Raw genomic sequence first — 22,307 nt, 5'->3', positions numbered from 1 at the left:
GGGGGGCTCCTTCGCCCCGGGGTTGGGGGGGTTCGCCGGGGGTTCTGCCCCGCGGGGGGGGGGGGGGGGGGGGGGGGGGGGGGGGGTGGTGGTGCCGCGTCTACCATCCGCCGCTCGTTCCTCGCGGCTCCCGTGTTCTCGGTCGGGATCGTCCTGCGTTCGCGAGCTCACTCCGGACGATCCCTCGTCCAGGCCCGCCACGACGCGGCACCACCACCCACCCCGCCCTACGGTGTCTCGGCCTGGTCTGGGCTGCCTGGGGCGACTACCCGCGGTGTCAGCTTCGACCGCACGGTTCCCGCTGCATGCGGTCGGTGCACGAGACTGGCGTCGGCGTCGGCGTCGGCGTCGGCGTCGGCTTCGGCTTCGGCTTCGGCGCCGACGCCGCTGTGTCGTGGTGCCGCTGCGCCCGGACCCCACCCCGCAGGCGGCAGAGTCCGTGCGCGCCGCGGACCGAGCCCGCGGGCCTGAGTCCGATCGGGCGAACGGTGGCGGCGGCGGGTCGGGGCGGGGGCGAACTACGCTGGGGCGGTGACGTGCGAACCCCTCACCCCCGTCGACCGCGACCTGCCCGAGATCGTCCGGACCGCGCCGGGCCTGCGGCCCGACGCCGTCGGCGCGCCCTCGTTGGCGGAGCTGACCACCCTGCGGGTGGGCGGTCCGGCGGACCGGTACGTCGAGGCGCACAGCGAGGCGGAGCTGCTGGAGACGGTGCAGGCCGCGGACGACGCCGGGGAGCCGCTCCTCGTGATCGGCGGCGGCTCGAACCTGCTCGTCGGTGACGAGGGCTTCGGCGGGGTCGTCGTGCGCGACCTGCGGCGCGGGATCACCGTGGACGCCGAGGACTCGTGCGGCGGTGCGAGCTTCCACGCCCCTGCCGGGCAGGACTGGGACGAGCTGGTCGCGCGCGCGGTCGCGGAGGAGTGGGTGGGCGTCGAGGCGCTCTCCGGCATCCCGGGCACGGTCGGTGCCGCGCCCGTGCAGAACATCGGCGCGTACGGCCAGGAGGTCGCGGGGGTGATCTCGACCGTGCGGGTGTGGGACCGCCGGCGGTCGCGCGTGCGCACCCTGGCGCTGGGCGAGCTCGCGTTCGGGTACCGCACGTCGCTGCTGAAGCGCAGCATGCACGCCGCGGTGAGCGGTGACGGCGAGGCGGACGGCCCGTGGTACCCGTCGCCGCGCTACGTGGTGCTCGACGTCGGCTTCCAGTCCCGGCTCGGCTCGCTGTCCGCCCCGGTCGCGTACCCGGAGCTCGCCCGGACGCTCGGCGTGCAGGTCGGCGACCGGGCCCCGAGCGCGGACGTGCGCGAGGCGGTCCTGACACTGCGGGCGCGCAAGGGCATGCTGCTCGACGGCGTCGGCCCGGACGTCGCGCCCGCGTCGCCCGACGACGCCGTGCCCGGGGAGACGGGTCCGGACCACGACCGCTGGAGCGCCGGGTCGTTCTTCACGAACCCCGTGGTCGCGGCGGCGCAGGCCGACCTCCTCCCGGCGGAGGCCCCGCGCTACCCGGTGCGCTCGGCGACGCCGTCCCGCACGACGGGCCCGAGCCTGGGCGAGGTCGACCCGACGCTCGTCAAGACGTCCGCGGCGTGGCTCATCGAGCACGCGGGGTTCACCAAGGGCTTCGGCGTCCACGGTCCGTCGAGCCTCGCGCGGCTGTCGACCCGGCACACCCTGGCGCTCACCAACCGTGGCGGCGCGAGCGCGGAGGACCTGGTCGAGCTCGCGCGCGCGGTCCGCGACGGCGTGCGCGAGGCGTTCGGCGTCGACCTGGTCCCGGAGCCCGTCCTCGTCGGCGTCTCCCTCTGACCGACCCACCGGTTGTGGGCATGGAATGGGCCCGGTTCCGACCTCGGAACCGGGCCCATTCCATGCCCACAACGGGTAGGTCAGTAGACGAGGACCGGGGTGCCCGGGTCGGCGTGCCAGGTGTCCCAGAGCCAGTTCATCGCCGAGTTCGCGACGCGCACGCACCCGTGCGACGCGGGCCACGGCGGGATAGAGCCCGAGCCGTGCACCGCGATGCCGCCGGTGAAGAACTTGGGACGCCACATGTCGCCGAGCTCGAGGCTCGACGAGTGGTTGCCGTCGACCTGCCGGCCGACGCGGAACTCTCCGCGCGGCGTGCCCGCGCGGTAGGTCCGGCCCTTGGCCTCGTACGACTCGCCGTTGCCCGACGACGCGTTGACGACCGTGACGACGCGACCGTCCTCGACGGCGAGCAGGAGCTGGCGGTCGAGGTCGATCTCGATGACCTTGCCCGACCCGCTGCGCGGCTGCGGCGTGACGCCCTGGTCGAGCGCGGCCTGCGTCGCGGGGCCCACGACGCCGTCGCGCGAGAGTCCGGCGGCCTTCTGCAGCGCCCACACGGCCTGCTGCGTGCCGCCGCCGAAGTCGCCGTCGGGCGCGCCGATGAAGTAGCCGAGGTCGGCGAGGCGCTGCTGCAGCGCGACGACGCGCTCGCCGGTCGCGCCGCGCGCGAGCTCCTCCGGCTCGACGGGTGCGGGCGGCGGCTCGGGGGTCGGCTCCGGCGCGGGCGGGGGCGTGCTCGGCTCGGGGGCGGGAGTCTCGGTGGGCGTGGGCTCGGTCGTCGGCGTCTCCGGCGGCTCGGGCGTGGTCTCCGTGTCCGTGGGGCTCGGGCTCGCGGGCTCCGTCGTCACGGGCACGTCCGCGGTGGCCGACGGCGTCCGGCCGGGCTCGAGGTCGGGCAGCCCGGCCTGGCAGCCTGCGAGCGCCAGCGCCGCGACCAGCGTGGCGACGACGGCGAGCGACGCCGCGCCGGCACCGCGCCGACGTCGGCCCGGTCCGCGCCCCGCGGCCGCGGGAGCGGCGCACGCCGCGTCCCCCGCCGTCGTGCGCGTCGCAGCGCCCGTCCGCGCGCTCGCGGAAGCTCCGTCCACCTGTTCCCCCTCACGTGTGCCGCGGCGTCCGCCGCGGAGCACCATCATGCGCCCGGCCGGTGCCTCGGACGTCCGTGCCGGGCGTCTGTCGGCGGATCGTGACCCTGTCGTGACGCGGCGACGGGTCGGGCGCGGGCCGGACGGGCTCGGCCGCGTCCTCCGTCCGCCGACCGCGGGACCGCGACCGAGGGCGTTCGCCCGTCCAGCGCCCGGTCGGCGCCCCGTCCAGCGCCGGGTCGCCCAGCACCGTCCAGCGGCGTCCAGCGTCGTTCAGCGTCGGGCGTCCCCCGACCCGGGCGGCTCGTGCAGCAGCGCCCCGCGCACGACGTCGAGGATCGCGTCGTCGGACAGGCCGGCCTCGCGTCCGGCGCGGACGAGCTCGTGCGCGGCGTGGCGCGCGGCGACGTCGCTCGCGGAGACGCCGTCGGCCACGACCGTCCCGGCGCGCCGCCGCGTCGTGACGACCCCGGCCGCCTCGAGCTCGCGGTACGCGCGCGCCACGGTCCCGGGCGCGAGCCCGAGGTCCGTGGCGAGCGCGCGGATCGTCGGCAGGCGGTCGCCGACGCGCAGGCGACCGGCGGCGACGTGCGCGACGACCTGCGACCGGATCTGCTCGTACGGCGCGAGCCCCGACCGCAGGTCGATCTCGACGCGCAGCTCAGCCGGCGGCATGGCCGCGCCCCGCCGCGCTCGCGTGGGCGTCCGCCCAGGCGTCCGGGTCCGGGGCGGCCCGCACGACGACGGCGATCGCCGCGAGCGCCAGCCCGACCGCGACGACGACGAGGACGACCGCCCCCGGATAGCCCACCCGCGCCGCGGCGTTCGCGCCGATGCCGAGCATCCCCGCGGCCGTCAGCCCGAGCGCGAGCTGCGCGCCCCGCAGGACCCGGTGCGCGGACGCGCGGCGCAGGCCGACGTCCCACGCCTCGTCGACCTGCGCGACCGCCGGGCGGCGGGCGACGAGGCGCAGCACCCCCTCGGCGCCCGTGACGACCAGCACGGCCGCGAGCGCGAGCCACGCGCCGTAGAACGCGCCGGGGTAGGGGCTCGCGGTCGAGGTCGAGTCGCCGAGGACGCGGGTCACGGACCGCCCGTCGTCGCTCGCCGTGAGCGCGCCGACGACCGCGAGCAGCACGACGAGCGTCCCGAGCGACCAGGTGAGGCGACGCAGGCCGCGGGGCGCGACGTCCGCGACGGTCCGTGGCCGCAGCGTGGCCGCGCGGACCGAGGTCCGCTGGCGCGGCCAGGTGCGTTCCCCGACGGCGTGCGCGCCGAGGAACGTGAGCCCGACGACCGCGGGGGAGAGGCCCACGAGCACGCCCTCGGCGAGGCCCCCGACGGAGGTCGCGGCGGCCTGGGCGACGACGGCGCCGACGAGGAGCGCGGCCGTCACCGCGGCGACGCTCACGGTCGTCGCGTGCCGCCGGGCGGCGCGGCGCACCGGGTCCTCCGTGGCGAGCCCCTGGAGCCACGGCTCGGGCGCGCGCGTCGCGGCGCGCACGGCGAGCACCACCGCGACGCCGAGCGCCACCAGGACGGCGAGGACCGCGCCGGTCCACGCGAGGTCGTACGCCGCGGGGAGGAAGAGGTCGGCGCCCTGCGGACCTTCCGACGTTTGTATCAACACATCAGTACAATGGCACGCGCGCCTCGGCCCGTCAAGACCCCGCGGATCCCGGACCGGCGCGCCCGGATGAGAGGTCTCTCATCCCGGTCTCACCCGCGAGCCACGCGCGCGAGGTTGCCTGGGGCCATGACGCTCGCCCCTCCCGCGCCCGACCAGCGCGCCTGGCTCGACCTGCTCACCGCCCCCGAGGCGGGAGAGCTGCTCGCCGTGGCGCTGGGCGCCGACGGCGCGAGCCTCGACACGTGGCGCGTCCACCAGGTGCACGCGCGCCCCGGCGCAGAGGTCACCGTCGGGTACGACGTCGTCGCCCGCCGCGCGCTCGCGGCCGGGCCGGGCGGGGGCACCGCCGCGGCGGACGCCGCCGAGTACCTGCTCGCCACGACGGCCCCTCTCTCGCCCGACGCGGTCGGGGCGGGGGTCGTCCGCCTCGCGGACGGTCCGCGCGTCGTGCACGTGTGGCGCCACCCCGCCGACCCGCTGCTGCCCGGCCTCGCCGCCGCGTGCGACGCGGGCGAGCTCACGCGCCGCCTCGCGGCGGCGGGAGCGCTCGGGCCCGGCGAGGCTGTGGAGTCGGTGACGACGGTCGCCTACCGCCCGCTGCGGCGCGCGGTGCTGCGCGCGCGGACGTCCGCGCGCACGGTCTACGTCAAGGTCGTCCGGCCCGACCGGGCGCGCTCGCTCGTCCGTCGGCACGACCTCTTCCGGTCCACCACCGTGGACGCCCCGCGCTGCCTCGCGTGGCACGACGACGGCGTGGTCGTCCTCGAGGAGGCGCACGGCCCGTCGCTCGCGCAGCACCTCGCGGCGCTCGGCCCGGACGGCCAGCCGACCGCGATCGACCCGCGCGAGCTCCTGCGCGTGCTCGACGCCCTCCCGGCCCGCGCGACGACGCTGCGCCGCCGCCCCGCGTGGTCCGAGCGCGTCGAGCACTACGCGGCGTCGGCGCTCGCGGTGCACGCGCTGGACCCGGCGCGTGTGGACCGCGTCGCCCGCGCGGTCCGGACGGCCGTCGCGACGCGCGACCCCGGGCCGGTCGTCGCGACGCACGGCGACTTCTACGAGGCGAACGTCCTGCTCGACGTCCCGGCGGCACCCGGCACCCCTGCCTCGCGGGGACGCGCCCGCGTCGGCGTCCTGCTCGACGTCGACACGCTCGGCCCGGGGCACCGCGTGGACGACCTCGCGTGCCTCGTCGCGCACCTCGTCGTGCTCCCGTCGCTCGCCCCCGCGGTGTACGGGGGCGTGGGGGCGCTCGTCGACCGGTGCCTGGCCGTGTTCGACGAGCGCGTCGACCCCGCGGCCCTGCGGGCGCGCGCGGCCGGCGTCGTGCTGTCCCTCACGACCGGTGCGGCGTCGCGCGACCTCGCCGATGCGTGGCTGCGGGTCGCGGAGGGGCTGCTGGACGCGGCCCCCGGCACGGTCGCCGCCGAGCCCGCCCCCGTTCCTGAGAGCACTCTCATCGGCGCCTCCTCGGCATCTCACGCGTGACCGAGAGGCTCGGAGCATGCACGGCAGAGGGGTCGTGCGCACCATCGGACGAAGGAGAAGGATCATGAAGGCACGCAGCGCATGGATCGTCACCGGGGCGCTCGGGGCGGTCGGTCTCGGAGCGACGGTGGCGACCGCCCAGGGCGCGTTCGACGCCCCCGAGCCGGCGACCGTCTCGCCGTCGGTCCAGGTGGGCACGTCGTCGAGCACGCCGACCGACGCGCCCGCCACGTCCGCGACGCCCAGCCCGACCGACGTCCAGAACGGGTCGTCGATCACGACCGTCACGGCGAACACGTCCGCCTCCCCGAGCACCGCGGGCTCGGCGAACACCTCCGGCTCGGCCGTGACGAGCCAGACCCCGAACACGCCCAACACCCCGCCCACGGCGAACACGGCGAACACGCCGCAGACGCCGAACACCCCGCCCAGCCCGGTCACGCCGCCGTCGCCGCAGTCGGCCGACTGACCTCGGCGCCCGACGGGCTGCCGCGCCGCGCCCGGGTCTGCCGGTCGCGAGGGACCACCTCGCGACCCGCGGGCCCGGGTTCGTCGTGCCAGGGGTGCGTCTGCGCCGACCGGGTCGGCAGGCCGGGCCCGCCGGTCCGGCAGGTCTGCGGTCCGGCAGGTCAGCGGGCCGGCCGGTCAGCGGGCGGCGTCGGCGAGCCGGTAGCCCATGCCGCGCACGGTGACGAAGTGCTCGGCCCCGAGCTTGTTGCGCAGGTAGCGCACGTAGACGTCGACGACGTTCGACCCGGGGTCGAAGTCGTACCCCCACACGCGCGACAGGAGCTGCTCGCGGCTCAGCACCTGGCCGGGGTTGCGCAGGAACGCCTCGGCGAGCGCGAACTCGCGCGCCGAGAGGTCGACCTCGCGCTCGGCGGTGCGCGCGCGGCGCGTGCGCAGGTCGAGGCTCAGGATGCCGTGCGTGAGCACCGTGACCTCGCCCGCGGGCTCGCTGCGCAGGCGCAGCCGGATGCGCGCGAGCAGCTCCTCGAACCGGAACGGCTTGGCCATGTAGTCGTCGGCCCCGCCCTCGAGCCCGGCGACGGTGTCCGTGACCGACGTGCGCGCGGTGAGGATGATGACGGGGATCGCGTTGCCCGTCTCCCGCAGACGCCGCAGCACGGTGAAGCCGTCCTGGTCGGGCAGGCCCAGGTCGAGCACGAGGAGCGCGAAGTCGCCGGTGCTGGAGAGGTCGAACGCCTCGCGGCCGGTCGCGACGGTCGTGCTGGCGTAGCCCGCCGAGCGCAGCCCCTTGGCCACGAACGACGCGATGCGGGTCTCGTCCTCGGCGACGAGGATCTGGCTCACCGGGTGGTCCTTCCGTCGGGGGCGGGGTACGAGGGCGGACGGCGGTCGTCGGGGCCCGCGACGGGCGGTGCCGGCGGCCCGGGTGCCCGCGGAGGGAGCGAGGGGAGCGGAGGCGTGACGGCGGACGGCGCGCTGGGCACCGTCGGCGCGGTGGGCGCCACCGCGGGGGGCGCGGGGCGTCGCCCCGGGCCGTGCGGGCCGGGCGCCGGGTCGGCCGCGTCGAGGGACGCGGCGGCGACCGGGACGAGCGGGAGGTCCAGCGTGAACGTCGACCCGACGCCGGGCGTCGACGCGACGAGCACCCGGCCGCCGTGCCCCTCCGCGATGGCCGCGACGATCGCGAGCCCCAGTCCGGCGCCCTCGGGGTGGGCCGCGCCGGGCGTGGTCGCCTGGGCGAAGCGCTCGAAGATCCGCTCCTGCTGCTCGGGGGCGATCCCGACGCCCTCGTCGCGGACCCACACGCGCACGCGCGCGCCGTCGTCGGACACGGCCGAGCCGAGCGCGACGACGGACCCGGGCGCCGAGAACTTCACCGCGTTGGCGGCGAGCTGCAGGAGCGCCTGGGTGAGGCGCTGCGCGTCGGCACGCACGGCGACGTCGGCCCGGGCGTCGACGAGCCAGCGGCGCTCGCCGAGCGTGCGGACCTTGTCGTGCACGTCGTCGAGGAGGCGGCCGAGGTCCGTGTCGACCGGGCGGACGAAGTCGGGACGACCGGCGGTCGCGAGCGTCACGAGGTCGTCGACGAGGCGGTTCATGCGGTCGAGCTCGTCGAGCGCGAGGTCGCGCGTCTCGGACGCGTCCGAGGCGTCGTGCGGGTCCATGAGCTCGAGGTGCCCCCGGACCACGGTGAGCGGGGTGCGCAGCTCGTGCCCGACGTCGTCGATGAGCCGCCGCTGCGAGTCGAACGCCCCCTCGATCCGGTCGAGCATGCCGTTCACCGTGCGCGACAGGTCCGAGAGGTCGTCGTTGCCGGTCACCGGGATGCGCGCGGACAGGTCCGTCTCGCCGATGTCCTGCGCGGTGCGCGAGAGCGTGCGGATCGGCTGGAGGAGGCGCCCCGCGACGACCCACCCCACGACGCCGATAAGCACGAGGGCGCCGAGCGCCACGACCGCGTAGGTCCGGAAGACCTGCGCGAACTCGGCGTGCTCGGCCGAGCGGTCGTAGGCGAGCACGAGGGCCGCGGGCGCCTGGCCGGACGCACCCGTGCCGCCGACGGAGCGGACCGGGGCGACGAGGGCGCGGTAGTCGGCCGTCGCGGTCCGCGGCGAGCGCAGCACGACGTCGTCGCCCGCCACGAGCGGCGAGAGCGCGGCGACGAGCTCGGGGTCGTCCTCGAGCCGCAGCCGCACCTCCTGCTGCGAGACGAGCGGCGTGCGGCCCTCGCGGAGCCCGAGGATGCCCTCGTTGTGCGCGGGGACCGTGAGCTGGATCGAGGCGACGACGACGTCCTCGGCGGACGTGAAGGGCTCGCCCGTGACGGGGTTCACCCCGGACTCCGCGAGCTGCGCGAGCTCGTTCGCGCTCCGGGTCAGGCTCTCGTCGATGCGCGCGTCGATCTGCCCGCGCTGCAGGAACCAGGCGGCGCCGCCGGCGAGGAGGAGCGCGAGGGCGGAGAGCCCGAGGAACGCCGCGAGCATGCGGGTGCGGACGGTCAGCCCCGCGCGGCGCGTCCGGGGGCTCACCCGTCGCCCCGGTCGGAGCCGCTGCGGTCGTCGTCATCGTCGTCGCCGCTCGACGGCGGGGCGGGCGTCACGCGGTCCTCGTCGTCGTCATCGTCGTCATCGTCGTCATCGTCCCCGTCCCCGTCGTGGTCGTCGTCGGAGGCGGTCGGCGAGGGGGCGGGCGTGGTCGTCGGCGGGGCGGGGGCGGGCGTCACGACCACGGCGCCCCCGACCTCACGGTCCTGCGGGCGCGCGGCGAGCGCACCCGCGGCGGCCGCGCCCCCGAGGACGAGCACGAGCGCCCCCACGAGCCACGCGACGGTCCGGCGAGTCATGGCCCCAGTATCCGAGAGCAGGATGAGACGCACATGAGAAGGGGAGGCGGCCGGTCAGGCTCCCGCGAGCCAGTCGTCGACGCCGGCCAGCAGGCGCTCCTTCGTGCCCGACGACGCCCGGCTCGCCCGGATCGACGACCGCGCCAGCGCGGCGAGCTCGTCGTCGGAGAAGCCGTGCTCGTGCCGCGCCGTCTCGTACTGCGCCACGAGGCGGGACCCGAAGAGGAGGGGGTCGTCCGCGCCGAGCGCGACGCGGGCCCCGGCGTCGACCAGCGCACCGAGGGGCACCTGCCCGGCGTCCTCGTAGACCCCGAGGGAGACGTTCGACGCGGGGCACACCTCGAGCGCGATCCCGCGGTCCACGACGTCGTCCAGCACGCGCCGGTCCTCCGCGGACCGCACGCCGTGGCCGAGGCGGTCCGGGACGAGCTCGCGCACCACCTCGTGCACGTGCGCCGGCCCCAGCAGCTCGCCTCCGTGCGGCACGGACGCGAGCCCGGCCCGCCGCGCGATGGCGAACGCGCGCGCGAACTCCGCCGTGTCCCCGCGGCGCTCGTCGTTGCTCAGGCCGAACCCCACGACCTCCCCGGCCCCCTCGCCCGCGTACTGCGCCGCGAGGCGCGCGAGCGTGCGCGCGTCCAGCGGGTGCCGCATGCGCGACGCCGCGACGACCACCGCGACCTCCGTCCCCGTCGCGGCGCTCGCGGACCGCGCCGCGTCGAGCACGATCTCCACGGCCGGGGTGATGCCGCCGACGAACGGCGCGTACGACGTCGGGTCCACCTGGATCTCGAGGCGGCCCGACCCCTCCGCGGCGTCGTCCTGCGCGGCCTCGAGCACGATGCGGCGCATGTCGGCCTCGGAGCGCACGCACGCGCGCGCGGCGTCGTAGAGGCGCTGGAACCGGAACCACCCCCGCTCGGTGGGCGGGAGCCGGAGCGGGTCGCCGTCGACGAGCGCGTGGGGGAGCCGCACGCCGTACTGCGCGGCGAGGTCGCGCAGCGTCTCCGGGCGCATCGACCCGGTGAAGTGCAGGTGCAGGTGGGCCTTGGGAAGCGTCGCCAGGTCTCGCACACGGGGAGTCTGTCACGCGGACCCGACCCGCGCGTCGCGCACGGGGCAGGGTCCCGACGGCAGCCCGCCCCCCGTACGGGCCCCGTCACACCGGACGCCGGTCAGGTCCCGGTGAGGAACCCGCGCTGCATGGCGACCGTGACCGCGGCGGTCCGGTCGTCCACGCCGAGCTTGGCGAACGCGCGGAGCAGGTGGGTCTTCACGGTCGCCTCCGTGATGAACAGCTCGCTCCCGACGGCCGCGTTCGACAACCCGCGCGCGACGAGCCGCAGCACCTCGATCTCCCGGTCCGTGAGCCGGTCCGCGCCGCGGACCGACGTGACGAGCCGGGTCGCGACGCTCGGCGCGAGCACGGTCTGCCCGCGCGCCGCCGCACGCACCCCGGCCACGAGCTCGTCCCGCGGCGTGTCCTTGAGCAGGTAGCCGGTCGCCCCGGCCTCGACCGCGCGCAGGATGTCCGCGTCGGTCTCGTACGTCGTGAGCACGACGACGCGCGGGGCGCCCGCCGCGCCGCCGCGCCCCGCGCCCCGGCCGGGCGCGCCGACGATGGCAGCCGTCGCGCCGACCCCGTCGAGCACGGGCATGCGCAGGTCCATGAGCACCACGTCGGGCGCCAGCTCGCGGGCGAGCGCCACCGCCTGCTCGCCGTCGCCCGCCTCGCCGACGACCTCCAGGTCGGGCTCGGCGGCCAGCATGCCGGTGATCCCCGAGCGCACGACGGGGTGGTCGTCCACGACGAGCACCCGGACGACGCCGACCCCCGCCGGGTTCATCGCACGTCTCCCGCCCGCGTCGTCGCGCGCGTGCTCGTGGCCGGTCCGTCCGGCGACGCGCCGGCGGGCAGGCGGACCGCGACGCGCGTCCCGCCGCCGGGAGCCGGCCCCACCTCGAGGCTCCCGCCCTCCGCAGCCGCGCGCTCCCGCATGCCCCGCAGCCCGTAGCCCTCCGTGAACCCCGACGCGTCCGCGGGCAGGCCGCGTCCGTCGTCGGTCACCTCGAGCACCGTCCCCGCGTGGTCCTGCCGGAGGTCGACGCGCACGGCGGACGCGGCCGCGTGCCGCCGGACGTTCGTGAGCGCCTCCTGGGCGGAGCGCAGCAGCACGACGTCGTCCGCGCTCGACAGACGAGGGGCCTGCGGGGCGGTGAGCTCGACGCGCGTCCCGGTCTCCTCCGCGAAGCGGCCCGCGAGCCGGCGCAGCGCCTCGCTGAGCGTGCCGCCCTGGAGCGGGGCGGGGGCGGAGGCGGCGACGAGGGCGCGGGCCTCCGCGAGGTTGTCCCGCGCCGTCGACTCCACGAGGGTCAGGCGTTCGCGCGCCGCGTCGGGGGCGCCCCGGTCGAGGTCGGCGCTCGCGGCCTGGGCGAGCATGACCACGCTCGTGAACCCTTGGGCGAGCGTGTCGTGGATCTCCTGGGCGACGCGCTCGCGCTCGGCGAGCACGCCCGCCTCGTGCGAGGCCCGGCCGAGCTCGGCCTGCGTGGCGCGCAGCTCGTCGACGAGCCGCGCGTGGCGCTCCGACTGCCGCAGCGTGTGCGCGGTCCACAGCCCGAGGCTCAGCGCGAACGCCAGGGCGACGCCCATCTGGGGCGCGGCGCTCGCGAGCTCCTCGGGCTCGACCCGCCCCGTCTGCGGGTCGAACGCGAGCGCGAGCGCCGTGCCGGCCGCGAGCGCGACGCACAGCACGACCTGGGCCCACAGGTGCTCCGACAGCATCCAGATCTGCGTGAAGACCGCGAACAGCAGGAGCGTGCCGAGCGCGTCCTGCCCGACGACGACGAGCGTGCACGCGATCGCGAGGACGAGGTAGAGGTGGGCCGGCACCTGGTCGCGGGTGCGCGCCGCCCGCCGCCCCCAGGCGAGGTAGGCCACGAGGATCGTCGCGACCGCCGCCAGGGACACGAGCAGCGCCCTCCCGCTGACGCCCGCCGCGAGCAGCGCGAGCGCGCTGAGCACGACGATGACGTAGAACGCCACGTCCCACCAGCGCACGTCGCGGGCCCACGTGCCGTCGAGCTCGGCGGTCGCGGCGTCGGCGGAACTCCCGTCGACCACCCCGCCCGGCGACGGCGTCTCAGCCGTCGTCACGGCGCCGCCACCGGAACGAGCGTGCACCGACCACGAGCCCCACGACCAGCCATGCGACCAGTACAGCAGCGGTCGCGCCGTGCTGCCACGACCCCGACGGCTCGAGCGCCGCCGCCTGCTCCGGGAGGAACACCGAGCGCATGCCCTGCGCCATCCACTTGAGGGGGAAGAGCGACGCGACGGTCTGCATCCAGGACGGCAGCGCGAAGAATGCGAAGAACACCCCGGAGATGAACTGCAGCACGAGCACGACGGGCGTGACGACCGCCGTCGCGGACTTGCCGGACCGCGGCAGCGACGAGAACGCCACGCCGCACACCGCGCCCGCGGCACACCCGAGCACGAAGACCCACGCGAAGGTCGCGAGGCGCGCGCCGCCGTCGGACATCTCCCACGGCATGGGGACGTCGTAGACGGTCGCGGCGAGCAGGAGGAGCAGCGCGGTCTGCACGACCGACGTCAGCAGGACGAGCCCGACCTTGCCGTAGAAGTACGCGGACGGCGGCAGCGGGGTGGAGCGCAGCCGCTTGAGCGAGCCGTCGTCACGCTCGACCGCGATCGAGATCGCGAGCGACTGGAAGCTCGTGAGCATGACGCCGGTCGCGATCATGCCGGGCAGGAAGTACTGCGCGAACGGCACGGAGTAGCCGGCTGTGCCCTGGTCCTGGCCGTCGAACACCGTCGCGAAGATCGCGAGCATGATGAGCGGGTACGTGAAGATGAAGATCACGGCGTCGCGCTCGCGGAAGAACGCGCGCAGCTCGGCGCGGGTGCGCTCGACCCCCAGCCGGCCGGCGCCGGGCAGGGCGGCGGGTCGGGCGGAGCGCGTGGACCGGGCGGCGGTCGGGGCGGTGGTCACTTGCGGGCCTCCTCGGGGACGACGGCGGTCGTGCCGTCGGGCGTGGGGTCCTCGGCGCGCGCGTCGAGGGGACCGGGTGGGGTCGTGCCGGCAGGTACGGAGTCGGGTGCCGTGGCCGGCTCGCCGATGAGCTCGAGGTAGACGTCCTCCAGGCTCGGGCGGGTCACCGCGAGGCCGGGGACCTCGCCGTCGGGTCCGGCGTACCGCGCGGCGAGGGACGCGACCAGCGCGGTGGGGGAGTCGGTGCGCTCCGACCGCCACGTGCCGTCGTCGAGCCAGCGGACCTCCGGGCGGCGCGCGTCCGGGCCGCCGAGGCGGTCGGGCGCGTCGAGCGCGACGACCTGGCCCGCGCGCACCACGGCCGCGCGGTCGGCCAGGTGCGCGGCCTCGTCCAGGTAGTGCGTGGTGAGCAGGATCGTCGTGCCGTCCGCGCGCAGCGAGCGGACCAGCGCCCAGAACGCGCGGCGGGCCTGCGGGTCGAACCCGGTCGTCGGCTCGTCGAGGAACAGCAGCTCCGGGCGCCCCACGATGCCGAGCGCGACGTCCAGGCGCCGCCGCTGGCCGCCGGAGAGCTGGCGCGTGCGGGTCCGGGCCTTCTCCCGCAGCCCGACGGCGTCGATCACCTCGTCCGGGTCGCGCGGCGCCGGGTAGAACGTGGCGAAGTGCCGGACGATCTCGGCGACCGTGAGCTCGGCCTGGTCCCGCGAGTCCTGGAGCACGACGCCGATGCGCGAGCGCCAGGCGCGACCCGCGGTCTGCGGGTCCTCGCCGAGCACGCGGACCTCGCCCGCGTCGCGCCGCCGGAAGCCCTCGAGGATCTCGACGGTCGTCGTCTTGCCGGCGCCGTTGGGGCCGAGGACGGCGAAGATCTCGCCGCGCTCGACCCGCAGGTCGACGCCGTCGACCGCCTGCTTGGCGCCGTAGCTCTTGCGCAGGCCGCGGACCTCGACGGCCGGGCCGCTGTGCCGGGCGCCCGCGGCGGGGGAGCCGGTGGGGAGGGGTGTCGTCGTCATGGGACCAGCCTGTCGACGGGGCCCCGCCGCGCGCGACGGCCGTTCGTCCGGACCTCGTGTCCACCGATCGGTGGACGGCGGTTCGACCAGGGGCCTCGCGTCGCGTACAGTGATCCCTCGGTGGTTGACGCCCGCCACGCTGGTCCGCGCCCGTGAGACGTGTTTCGTCCCGGGGCCGGGGGCTCGTACGGCGTCGTCGAGCACGAAGGGTAGTGGCGCAATTGGTAGCGCAGCGGTCTCCAAAACCGCAGGTTGCAGGTTCGAGTCCTGTCTACCCTGCACGGCGTGGCTCTTGCGGGACCTTCCCCGGAACCACGCGCGGCCCGGCACCGGGCCGCACCGAGGGTTCGAGCAGGTCCCGTACGTGAGCGATGGGGAAGAACGAGTGAGCGAATCGCCGTCAGAGGCCGTGGGTGCAGGCGGCGCACGCGCCGACGAGGTGAAGAAGAAGGGCCGTCCGTCCGCGGACAAGAAGCCCAACATCTTCGCGCGCATCGCCCTTTTCGTGCGCCAGGTGGTCGCCGAGCTCCGCAAGGTCGTCACGCCGACCCGTTCGGAGCTCATCACCTACACGACGGTCGTCCTGGTCTTCGTGGTCGTGGTCATGGCCTTCGTGACCGTGCTCGACCTCGGGATCGGCAAGGCCGTCATGTGGGTCTTCGGCTAGCGAGCCACCTCCGCCCGGTCGTGCCGGGCCTCACCACGGCAGCCGGCGCCCCTCGGGGCGCCGTCGGCGCTTCCAGAAGAAGTCATCGAGCAGTTCGTCAGAAAGCAGGTTCGTTCGTGTCCCAGGAGTCGCTGGACCAGACGGAGAACGTCGACCCGACGCAGCCCGAGGGTGCCCAGGACGACGTCGAGGAGACCACGGACGTCCCGGCGGTCGACGAGGCTGACGAGACGGTCGACGCGGACGCCACGGACGACGAGGCGGACGAGGACGCGTCGGACGACGAGGCGGACGAGGACGTGTCGGAGGACGAGCGCCCGGTCGACGAGGACGGCGACGTCATCGAGGACCCGGTCGCGGAGTTCAAGCGCACGCTGCGCACGCAGCTCGGCGACTGGTACGTCATCCACTCCTACGCGGGCTACGAGAACCGTGTGAAGGCCAACCTGGAGAACCGTATCCAGAGCCTGAACATGGAGGACTACATCTTCCAGATCGAGGTCCCCATGGAGGAGGTGGCCGAGATCAAGAACGCGCAGAAGAAGATCGTCCGACGCGTGCGCATCCCGGGCTACGTCCTCGTCCGCATGGACCTCACCGACGAGTCGTGGGGCGCCGTGCGCCACACGCCCGGTGTCACCGGCTTCGTCGGCCACACCCACCAGCCCGTGCCGCTGACGCTCGACGAGGTCTTCTCGATGCTCGCGCCGATGCTGGCCCCCGCCCCGGAGCCCGGAAAGCCCGCCCAGGCCGCCGCGAAGGCTCCGGTCGAGGTCGACTTCACGGTCGGCGAGTCGGTCACCGTCACGGACGGCCCGTTCGACACGCTGCCGGCCACGATCTCCGAGATCAACGTCGAGAACCAGAAGCTCAAGGTCCTCGTCTCCATCTTCGGCCGGGAGACCCCGGTCGAGCTGTCGTTCAACCAGGTCGCCAAGATCTGACGTCGGGGCGGCCCGAGCCGCCTCGCGTGAGCGCAGCACTGCAACCGGGTCATCGCCCACGGCGTCGGTCCACGAGAAGAAAGTCAGGGAAGAGTCATGCCTCCCAAGAAGAAGGTCTCCGGCCTCATCAAGCTCCAGATCCAGGCCGGTGCGGCGACGCCCGCCCCGCCGATCGGCCCCGCGCTCGGTCAGCACGGCGTGAACATCATGGAGTTCTGCAAGGCCTACAACGCGGCGACCGAGTCGCAGCGCGGCAACGTCATCCCCGTGGAGATCACGGTCTACGAGGACCGTTCGTTCACGTTCGTGACGAAGACCCCGCCGGCTGCGGAGCTCATCAAGAAGGCCGCGGGCGTGCAGAAGGGCTCGGCCACGCCGCACACCGTCAAGGTCGCGAAGATCACCGCCGACCAGGTGCGCGAGATCGCCCAGACCAAGCTCGAGGACCTCAACGCGAACGACCTCGACGCCGCGTCGAAGATCATCGCCGGCACGGCCCGCTCGATGGGTATCACCGTCGAGGGCTGACGACAGACCACGTCTGTCCCGGGCGCCCGAGGCGCCCCGGACGACGTACCGAGGCCGGCACGCACCGCGTGCCGGCCTCGGGCACGACGTCGATCCGCACCTCGCGGACGACGGTGGCAGGGTCCGCGCGGACCCGCAGACCACGACTGCAGAAGGAGAAGCAGATGGCAACGCGCAGCAAGGCGTACCGCAACGCCGAGGAGAAGATCGACCGCGAGCGTCTCTACGCGCCGCTCGAGGCGGTCCGTCTCGCCAAGGAGACGTCGACCGTGAAGTACGACGCGACCGTCGAGGTCGTGTTCCGCCTGGGTGTCGACCCGCGCAAGGCGGACCAGATGGTCCGTGGCACGGTCAACCTGCCCCACGGCACGGGCAAGACGGCCCGCGTCATCGTCTTCGCGAACGCCGCGAAGGCGGAGGAGGCCCGTGCGGCCGGTGCCGACGAGGTCGGCGGCGACGACCTCATCGAGAAGGTCGCCGGTGGCTACACCGACTTCGACGCCGCCGTGGCGACGCCCGACCTCATGGGCAAGGTCGGCCGCCTGGGCAAGGTGCTCGGTCCCCGTGGTCTCATGCCGAACCCGAAGACCGGCACCGTGACGATGGACGTGGCGAAGGCCGTGTCCGACATCAAGGGCGGCAAGATCGAGTTCCGCGTCGACAAGCACGCGAACCTGCACTTCATCATCGGCAAGGTCTCGTTCGACGAGAAGGCGCTCGTGGAGAACTACGCGGCGGCCCTCGAAGAGGTCCTGCGTCTCAAGCCGTCGTCCTCGAAGGGCCGCTACATCACCAAGGCCACGCTGACGACGACGATGGGCCCCGGCATCCCGCTGGACCAGTCCAAGACGACGAAGCTGCTCGAGGACGACGCCGCCTGACGGCAGTCCTCCCGCGGGTGGTCCACACCCGCACCACGCACGACGGCGCGGCACCCTGCGAGGGTGCCGCGCCGTCGTCGTCTCAGGAGGAGGACCGGGTCAGCAGGCGCCGAGGTCCTTCCAGACGCCCCACTGCCCGCTCTGCGTCGGGTTCTCGTTCGTCGTCCACCACTTCGCCTCGTAGGTGTGGCCCTGGAACGAGACGCGGTTGCCGCCCGTGTACACGGCCGAGGCGGACCACGCCGGGGCGGGGCAGGTGCCCGGGTCCGTGGGGTCGGTCGGGTCCGTTGGGTCGGTGGGGTCGGTGGGGTCTGTCGGGTCCGTGGGGTCCGTCGGCGTGGTCGGGCCGCTCGCGAGGCGCGAGCCGATGACGGACGCGACCTGGTAGCTGTTCGTCTTGTCCCAGTTGATCGACCAGGTCATGACGCCGCCGATCTTGCCGTACGGCTTCGCGGGCTTGAAGGCGCCGCAGCCGGTGCCGACCTCGAGGCAGTCGACGGCCTTCACGACGTTGGCGAGCGGCTGGTAGCCGCCGCCCGCGGCCTTCTGGACCGCGGGCACGCCGATGCCGACCTGGTCGGGGCGCAGGCCCATCTCGAGCTGGATGCAGGACAGCGCGGTGAGGAAGTCAACCGTGCCCTGCGAGTAGACCTGCTGGTTGCAGCCCATCATCGAGCCCGAGTTGTAGTACTGGGTGTTGACGATCGTGAGGATGTCCTTGATCGCCAGGGTGAGCTGGTAGTACCCCATGCTCGTCGCCTGGTAGTCGATCGTCTGCGGCGCCATGGTGAGGATGAGGTTCGGGCCGGCCTTCGCGGAGAGCTGGTGCAGCGCGCTCGACATGTAGGTCGCGTTGATGCCGTGCTCGAGGTCGATGTCGACGCCGTCGAAGCCGTACTTCTGCATGAGCCCGTACGCGGTGTCCGCGAAGTTCTTGGCCTCCGTCGCGTTGGAGACGATGACGTTGCCCTTCTCGCCGCCGACGGAGAGCACGACCTTGCGGCCCTGCGAGCGGATCGTCGCGATGTCGGCCTTGAACTGCGCCTCCGTGTAGCCGCCCAGCTCCGCGCTGGAGAGGTTGAACGTGATGCCGCCCGGCGTGCCGGTCAGGTTGTCGGCGAAGGCGATCGCGACGAGGTTGTACGCCTGCGGGATCTCCGACAGGCGCATCGTCACCGAGCCGTTGTCGAAGTTGTGCCAATAGCCGGTGAGCCACTGCGTGCTGCCCGCGGCCGCGGCGGCGGGTGCAGCGACGGCCGGCGCGGGCGCCGCGGTCGCGGGCGCGGCGGCGAGGGCGCCGCCCGCGGCGACGGCCGCCGCAGCGACGACGGTGGCGAGGGCGCGCAGCGCGCGCCCCGTGCGGCCGCGCGTGCGGCCGGAGAGGACTGTTCTCACGGAAGTGCTCCTCGTGCTCGGGCGGGCCGCGACGTCGCGCCCCGCCGGTCCGCACCCGCGGTGGGTGCAGGGGTCGTCTGCACGCTAGGAGCCCGCGCCGCGCCGCGGCATGAGGGATTCCCCGGCAGTTCCCGGGCCTCGCATACGGGGGAACACCTAGACGGCGACCCCGCCGGACGGCGATCCTGAGCGCGTGGGCGGCGTCGCGCAGACCCGTGGGCGACGGATGTATCAGACGGGCGGCCCGGCCCTCTTGTCCGGGTGGAGGAGTGTCGGCCCGACGCTCCGACTCGCGTGTCGAAGGAGCGAGATGGGACGCAGCCGCACGAGCCAGGAGGGGTGTGACCAGTGACGATGGTTGTCGACCCCACCGGCCCGGCCCTAGAATCAGGCGCTTCCGGGGACCCCCCGCTGATGCCTGACCGGACGAGCGCGCCGAGGACGGTGCCCCCCATGACGAGAACGACCGACGAGGTGGCCGACACCGACGAACCCGGCTTGAGCCTGGGGGACCGGGGTGCGTTCGCGCTCCTCGAGTACCGGGACGGTCGCCCCCACGCCCTCGGCGAGTTCGTCCGCGAGGCGACGCCGCTGCTGTGGCACACGGTGCGCGCCCAGGGCGTCGAGCGCGAGCAGGCCGACGACATCGTCCAGACCGTGTGGGTCGCCCTCGTGCGCAACGCGATGACGATCAAGGAGCCGCACGCGGTCCTGAAGTGGCTGCTCATCACGGCCAAGCGCGCCGCGTGGGAGGCCGTGCGCAAGCACCGGGACGAGGCGAAGCGCCGCACCGAGCTCCCCGACGACACGGACGAGGGCGTGCCGGAGCTGCCCTCGGGAGACCCGACGCCTGACGTCGAGGTGCTCCGCAACGAGCGCGACCGCACGCTGTGGGCCGCGCTGGACCAGCTGCCGGACCGCTGCCGGCGGCTCCTGCGGCTCGTGTCGCTCGCCGACCGACCCGACTACAAGGCCATCTCGGCCGCGATCGGCATGCCCGTCGGGAGCATCGGCTCCACGCGCGGCCGCTGCCTCGCCAAGCTGCGCGACATCATCGACGACCAGGGGGAATCGTGGGAAGCATCATGAGCACCGAGCCGGCGCACAGCCCCGACGAGCCGCTCGACGCCGTCGACCTCGCGCTGCTCGCGGAGCTGGCGCGCATCGCCGAGGAGATCGACCCCGTGCCCGACGGCCTCGTGGAGCGGTCGCTGTTCGCGATCACCCTCGCGGGTCTCGAGGCCGAGGTCATGGAGCTGGAGTACGTCCAGGTCCCGGAGATGTCCGTGCGGGGCGACGCACCTCCCGTCGAGGCGCGCACCATCACGTTCACGTCCGAGTCCGTCACGGTCATGATCTCGCTCTCGCCGACCGACGACGGCCGCATCCGCATCGACGGCTGGGCCGCCCCGGCGACGGCGCTGCGCGTCGAGCTGCACCGCCCCGGGTCCGTGAGCGAGACGACGAGCGACGACGACGGCCGCTTCGTCTTCGACGCCGTGGACCGCGGCCCGGCGAGCCTCGTCGTGCGCCGTGCCGACGGTGCCGGCGGCGCCGTGAGCACGCCGGTCGTCGAGCTGTAGCCCTCCTCGTGCCGCGGGCGACCTCTCGCCCGCGGCACGACGCCGTCTCGACCCCACCCCTTCCGCGCACCCGTGCGCGCGCCGCGCCCGTCGACGTCGACGCCCGCGGCACCGACTGAACGACATCCCTCGAGGAGGAGCACGTGAGCGAGACCCCCGAACCCCCCGTCGACGTGACCGGCCCCGGCTACTACGGCGACAGGCCGAACCGGCTCCAGTGGCGCACGCGCACGATCGACCCGGTCAGCGCACCGCGCCGCGCGGGAAAGCAGTCCCCGCACCCGACGTGGTACGTCGGGGACCGCATCCTCATCCCCGAGTCGCCGTTCGACCGCGAGGGCAACCGCTCGCTCCGGTGGCTCGAGCGCGCGGCGGCCGACCGGGGGCTGCGGGTCGAGGTGCAGGAGGAGAGCATCGAGGACGCCGAGCTCGTACGCGAGGCCGACCTCGACCCCGAGACGACGCGCGACCTGCTCAAGACCTTCGGCTACTCCGTGCGTCTGCACTACCGCGACGACCGCCAGGGCGCGCTCCCCGACGCCTGGGGGCTGATCGAGGAGCTGCGCGGGCGGCTGTGCCCCGACGACGGGTGCAGCCCGCGGCTCGCTCTGGACCACATGATCGCGCCGACGCCGTTCATCGGCGGCCAGCCCTACACACAGCCGTTCCCGTACACGCAGCCGCTGCCGTACACGCAGCCGTTGCCGTACACGCAGCCGTTGCCGTACACCCAGCCGTTGCCGTACACGCAGCCGTTGCCGTACACGCAGTCGCTCGGTGCGGGGACCGCGGAGTACGCCGTGCCGGGATCCGGCGGACGGACACCGGTGAGCTGGATCGGCCCGGTGCCGCGGCGCAGGCTTCCCGCCGGCGCGAACCCCTACGTGTCGGGCGACGGGGTGCGGCGTCCTGTCGTCGCGGTGCTCGACACCGGCGTGGGCGAGCACCCGTGGTTCGACGACGACCTGGAGACGCGGGGGACGGTCGTCGTGCGCGACCCGGAGCTCCTCGGGCAGCCCCTCTCCACCCTCCCCCCGACGGAGTACCCGTACGAGGATCCCGAGATCGGAGGCGTCTCGGTCTCGCCGCTCACCGGGCCGCTCGATGCCGTGGCCGGGCACGGGACCTTCATCGCGGGCCTCGTCCACCAGCTCTGCCCGGACGCCGTCATCCTCGCCCCGCGTCTCTACGGAGGGTCGGGGGTCGTCCCCGAGCGGGAGCTCCTCCGCTCGCTGCGGAGGCTGCTGCTCTGGCACGTCCTCGGGCTGACGGGCCGCGACGGCTACGCGCCGATCGACGTCCTGGTGCTCTCGCTCGGCTACTACCACGAGCGTCCCGAGGACGCCGACTTCGACGCCCCGTTCGGAGCGCTCATCCGAGCGCTCCGTCGCTACGGGGTCATCGTCGTCGTCTCGTCGGGCAACGACGGGCAGACCCGGCCGACCTACCCGGCCGCGTTCGCCCCGCGCATCGACCGGAAGGTGAGCCCGCCCGTCCCGTTCGACGGGGTCGCTCTCCCCGAGGACGAGCCGCCGGTGCTCGCCGTAGGAGCCCAGAACCCGGACGGGACGGTGTCGCTCTTCAGCAACGACGGTCCGTGGATCACGTGCACCCGGCCCGGTGCCTCGTTGGTCTCGACCATCCCGCGGACCATCGACGGCGCTGTCGCGCCGTCCCGGCACGTGCGCGAGCTGTGGGGCCCGGGATTCCGCGCGACGATCGACCCTGAGGGCTTCCAGGGCGGGTTCGCCACGTGGAGCGGGACGTCCTTCGCCGCACCTGTGCTCGCCGGTGAGCTGGCGGCCACGCTGCTCGACCGCATCGCCGACGATCCGACCGCGCCCGGTGTGGTGGACCCGGGCCGGGGTGCGCCCGAGCGCTGCGCCTGGCTGTGGCCGTCCATTACCCTGGCGACGGGTCTGGTCCCGACCCCGGGTGACGACGCATGA

General features: G+C 74.8%; 22 protein-coding genes and 1 tRNA gene. 11 read left to right on the top strand and 12 right to left on the bottom strand.

From position 1 onward, the window contains the following. Positions 1–567: 567 nt before the first annotated feature. A complete protein-coding gene (locus ACFC2L_RS00445) occupies positions 568–1,812 on the top strand; it encodes a UDP-N-acetylmuramate dehydrogenase (RefSeq protein ID WP_375822738.1) in 1,245 nt (414 codons plus the stop codon). A gap of 80 nt (positions 1,813–1,892) precedes the next feature. Here ACFC2L_RS00445 and ACFC2L_RS00440 read toward each other — a convergent pair whose 3' ends face one another. The 3 genes from ACFC2L_RS00440 to ACFC2L_RS00430 form a co-directional block, all read right to left on the bottom strand. Continuing rightward, a complete protein-coding gene (locus tag ACFC2L_RS00440; protein ID WP_375822288.1) occupies positions 1,893–2,903 on the bottom strand; it encodes a L,D-transpeptidase family protein in 1,011 nt (336 codons plus the stop codon). A 270-nt stretch (positions 2,904–3,173) separates the two neighbouring features. Next, a complete protein-coding gene (locus ACFC2L_RS00435) occupies positions 3,174–3,575 on the bottom strand; it encodes a GntR family transcriptional regulator (RefSeq protein WP_375822287.1) in 402 nt (133 codons plus the stop codon). Next, positions 3,562–4,527: a hypothetical protein gene (locus tag ACFC2L_RS00430; RefSeq protein WP_375822286.1), complete on the bottom strand. Its 966-nt coding sequence runs from the start codon at positions 4,525–4,527 to the stop codon at positions 3,562–3,564. The genes ACFC2L_RS00435 and ACFC2L_RS00430 overlap by 14 nt, the downstream gene beginning before the upstream one ends. A 129-nt stretch (positions 4,528–4,656) precedes the next feature. Here ACFC2L_RS00430 and ACFC2L_RS00425 point away from each other — a divergent pair, with 129 nt between their 5' ends. Next, entirely contained in the window at positions 4,657–6,018 is a 1,362-nt protein-coding gene (locus ACFC2L_RS00425; RefSeq protein WP_375822285.1) for an aminoglycoside phosphotransferase family protein, read from the top strand. A 64-nt stretch (positions 6,019–6,082) separates the two neighbouring features. Then, on the top strand, positions 6,083–6,487 hold the full coding sequence (locus ACFC2L_RS00420; protein WP_375822284.1) for a hypothetical protein: 405 nt from the start codon (positions 6,083–6,085) through the stop codon (positions 6,485–6,487). Between the two features lie 176 nt (positions 6,488–6,663). Here ACFC2L_RS00420 and ACFC2L_RS00415 read toward each other — a convergent pair whose 3' ends face one another. From ACFC2L_RS00415 to ACFC2L_RS00380, 8 genes are all read right to left on the bottom strand, one after another. Beyond that, positions 6,664–7,332, bottom strand: a complete 669-nt coding sequence (locus tag ACFC2L_RS00415) for a response regulator transcription factor (RefSeq protein ID WP_375822283.1) — start codon at positions 7,330–7,332, stop codon at positions 6,664–6,666. Continuing rightward, positions 7,329–9,017: a sensor histidine kinase gene (locus tag ACFC2L_RS00410; protein ID WP_375822282.1), complete on the bottom strand. Its 1,689-nt coding sequence runs from the start codon at positions 9,015–9,017 to the stop codon at positions 7,329–7,331. Before ACFC2L_RS00410 ends, ACFC2L_RS00415 begins: the two co-directional genes overlap by 4 nt. Further along, the gene (locus ACFC2L_RS00405; RefSeq protein ID WP_375822281.1) at positions 9,014–9,331 is read right to left on the bottom strand and encodes a hypothetical protein; all 318 of its coding nucleotides are present in this window, start codon (positions 9,329–9,331) and stop codon (positions 9,014–9,016) included. The genes ACFC2L_RS00410 and ACFC2L_RS00405 overlap by 4 nt, the downstream gene beginning before the upstream one ends. Before the next feature lie 54 nt (positions 9,332–9,385). Continuing rightward, positions 9,386–10,405: an adenosine deaminase gene (locus tag ACFC2L_RS00400; RefSeq protein WP_375822280.1), complete on the bottom strand. Its 1,020-nt coding sequence runs from the start codon at positions 10,403–10,405 to the stop codon at positions 9,386–9,388. Positions 10,406–10,506: 101 nt separating this feature from the next. Continuing rightward, positions 10,507–11,178 carry a response regulator gene (locus ACFC2L_RS00395; protein ID WP_375822279.1) on the bottom strand — a complete coding sequence of 224 codons (672 nt, stop codon included), beginning with the start codon at positions 11,176–11,178 and terminating at the stop codon, positions 10,507–10,509. Then, entirely contained in the window at positions 11,175–12,488 is a 1,314-nt protein-coding gene (locus tag ACFC2L_RS00390) for a sensor histidine kinase (protein WP_375822278.1), read from the bottom strand. The genes ACFC2L_RS00395 and ACFC2L_RS00390 overlap by 4 nt, the downstream gene beginning before the upstream one ends. Continuing rightward, on the bottom strand, positions 12,475–13,347 hold the full coding sequence (locus ACFC2L_RS00385) for an ABC transporter permease (RefSeq protein WP_375822277.1): 873 nt from the start codon (positions 13,345–13,347) through the stop codon (positions 12,475–12,477). The genes ACFC2L_RS00390 and ACFC2L_RS00385 overlap by 14 nt, the downstream gene beginning before the upstream one ends. Next, positions 13,344–14,360, bottom strand: a complete 1,017-nt coding sequence (locus tag ACFC2L_RS00380) for an ABC transporter ATP-binding protein (RefSeq protein ID WP_375822276.1) — start codon at positions 14,358–14,360, stop codon at positions 13,344–13,346. The genes ACFC2L_RS00385 and ACFC2L_RS00380 overlap by 4 nt, the downstream gene beginning before the upstream one ends. 206 nt (positions 14,361–14,566) lie before the next feature. On the opposite strand from ACFC2L_RS00380, the gene ACFC2L_RS00375 reads away from it, so the two are divergent. The 5 genes from ACFC2L_RS00375 to rplA all read left to right on the top strand — a co-directional run bounded on the left by ACFC2L_RS00375 (position 14,567) and on the right by rplA (position 17,380). Continuing rightward, positions 14,567–14,639: transfer RNA gene (locus tag ACFC2L_RS00375), tRNA-Trp, on the top strand. 160 nt (positions 14,640–14,799) lie between these two features. Beyond that, positions 14,800–15,027, top strand: coding sequence for a preprotein translocase subunit SecE (secE, locus tag ACFC2L_RS00370; RefSeq protein WP_253055143.1), 228 nt, complete (start codon positions 14,800–14,802; stop codon positions 15,025–15,027). A gap of 116 nt (positions 15,028–15,143) precedes the next feature. Then, positions 15,144–15,971 carry a transcription termination/antitermination protein NusG gene (nusG, locus tag ACFC2L_RS00365; RefSeq protein ID WP_375822275.1) on the top strand — a complete coding sequence of 276 codons (828 nt, stop codon included), beginning with the start codon at positions 15,144–15,146 and terminating at the stop codon, positions 15,969–15,971. 96 nt (positions 15,972–16,067) lie between these two features. Next, positions 16,068–16,499, top strand: coding sequence for a 50S ribosomal protein L11 (gene rplK / locus ACFC2L_RS00360; protein WP_047233799.1), 432 nt, complete (start codon positions 16,068–16,070; stop codon positions 16,497–16,499). A 164-nt stretch (positions 16,500–16,663) separates the two neighbouring features. Beyond that, positions 16,664–17,380 (top strand): 50S ribosomal protein L1, encoded by a 717-nt coding sequence (gene rplA, locus ACFC2L_RS00355; RefSeq protein ID WP_047233800.1) that lies wholly within the window; start codon positions 16,664–16,666, stop codon positions 17,378–17,380. Between the two features lie 99 nt (positions 17,381–17,479). Here the strand turns inward: rplA and ACFC2L_RS00350 are convergent, their stop codons facing one another. Continuing rightward, the gene (locus ACFC2L_RS00350; RefSeq protein WP_375822274.1) at positions 17,480–18,775 is read right to left on the bottom strand and encodes a glycosyl hydrolase family 18 protein; all 1,296 of its coding nucleotides are present in this window, start codon (positions 18,773–18,775) and stop codon (positions 17,480–17,482) included. A gap of 453 nt (positions 18,776–19,228) precedes the next feature. Here ACFC2L_RS00350 and ACFC2L_RS00345 point away from each other — a divergent pair, with 453 nt between their 5' ends. The 3 genes from ACFC2L_RS00345 (at position 19,229) to ACFC2L_RS00335 (ending at position 22,307) form a co-directional block, all read left to right on the top strand. After that, on the top strand, positions 19,229–19,864 hold the full coding sequence (locus tag ACFC2L_RS00345) for an RNA polymerase sigma factor (RefSeq protein ID WP_047233802.1): 636 nt from the start codon (positions 19,229–19,231) through the stop codon (positions 19,862–19,864). Then, positions 19,861–20,358: a hypothetical protein gene (locus tag ACFC2L_RS00340; RefSeq protein ID WP_375822273.1), complete on the top strand. Its 498-nt coding sequence runs from the start codon at positions 19,861–19,863 to the stop codon at positions 20,356–20,358. Before ACFC2L_RS00345 ends, ACFC2L_RS00340 begins: the two co-directional genes overlap by 4 nt. Positions 20,359–20,501: 143 nt before the next feature. Further along, entirely contained in the window at positions 20,502–22,307 is a 1,806-nt protein-coding gene (locus ACFC2L_RS00335; RefSeq protein WP_375822272.1) for a S8 family serine peptidase, read from the top strand.

It is taken from the genome of Cellulosimicrobium sp. NPDC055967, from assembly GCF_042269845.1.
Taxonomy (GTDB): domain Bacteria; phylum Actinomycetota; class Actinomycetes; order Actinomycetales; family Cellulomonadaceae; genus Cellulosimicrobium.
Note: the sequence above shows the minus strand (reverse complement) of the source record. Positions and strands in the feature narration are given on the sequence as shown.

Bases quoted from the DNA above. Each gene is read 5' to 3' on its own strand.
- rplK (WP_047233799.1), top strand. From the start codon at position 16,068: ATGCCTCCCAAGAAGAAGGTCTCCGGCCTCATCAAGCTCCAGATCCAG.
- ACFC2L_RS00425 (WP_375822285.1), top strand. From the start codon at position 4,657: ATGACGCTCGCCCCTCCCGCGCCCGACCAGCGCGCCTGGCTCGACCTG.
- ACFC2L_RS00345 (WP_047233802.1), top strand. From the start codon at position 19,229: ATGACGAGAACGACCGACGAGGTGGCCGACACCGACGAACCCGGCTTG.
- rplA (WP_047233800.1), top strand. From the start codon at position 16,664: ATGGCAACGCGCAGCAAGGCGTACCGCAACGCCGAGGAGAAGATCGAC.
- ACFC2L_RS00380 (WP_375822276.1), bottom strand. From the start codon at position 14,360: ATGACGACGACACCCCTCCCCACCGGCTCCCCCGCCGCGGGCGCCCGG.
- ACFC2L_RS00435 (WP_375822287.1), bottom strand. From the start codon at position 3,575: ATGCCGCCGGCTGAGCTGCGCGTCGAGATCGACCTGCGGTCGGGGCTC.
- ACFC2L_RS00395 (WP_375822279.1), bottom strand. From the start codon at position 11,178: ATGAACCCGGCGGGGGTCGGCGTCGTCCGGGTGCTCGTCGTGGACGAC.
- ACFC2L_RS00420 (WP_375822284.1), top strand. From the start codon at position 6,083: ATGAAGGCACGCAGCGCATGGATCGTCACCGGGGCGCTCGGGGCGGTC.
- ACFC2L_RS00405 (WP_375822281.1), bottom strand. From the start codon at position 9,331: ATGACTCGCCGGACCGTCGCGTGGCTCGTGGGGGCGCTCGTGCTCGTC.
- ACFC2L_RS00340 (WP_375822273.1), top strand. From the start codon at position 19,861: ATGAGCACCGAGCCGGCGCACAGCCCCGACGAGCCGCTCGACGCCGTC.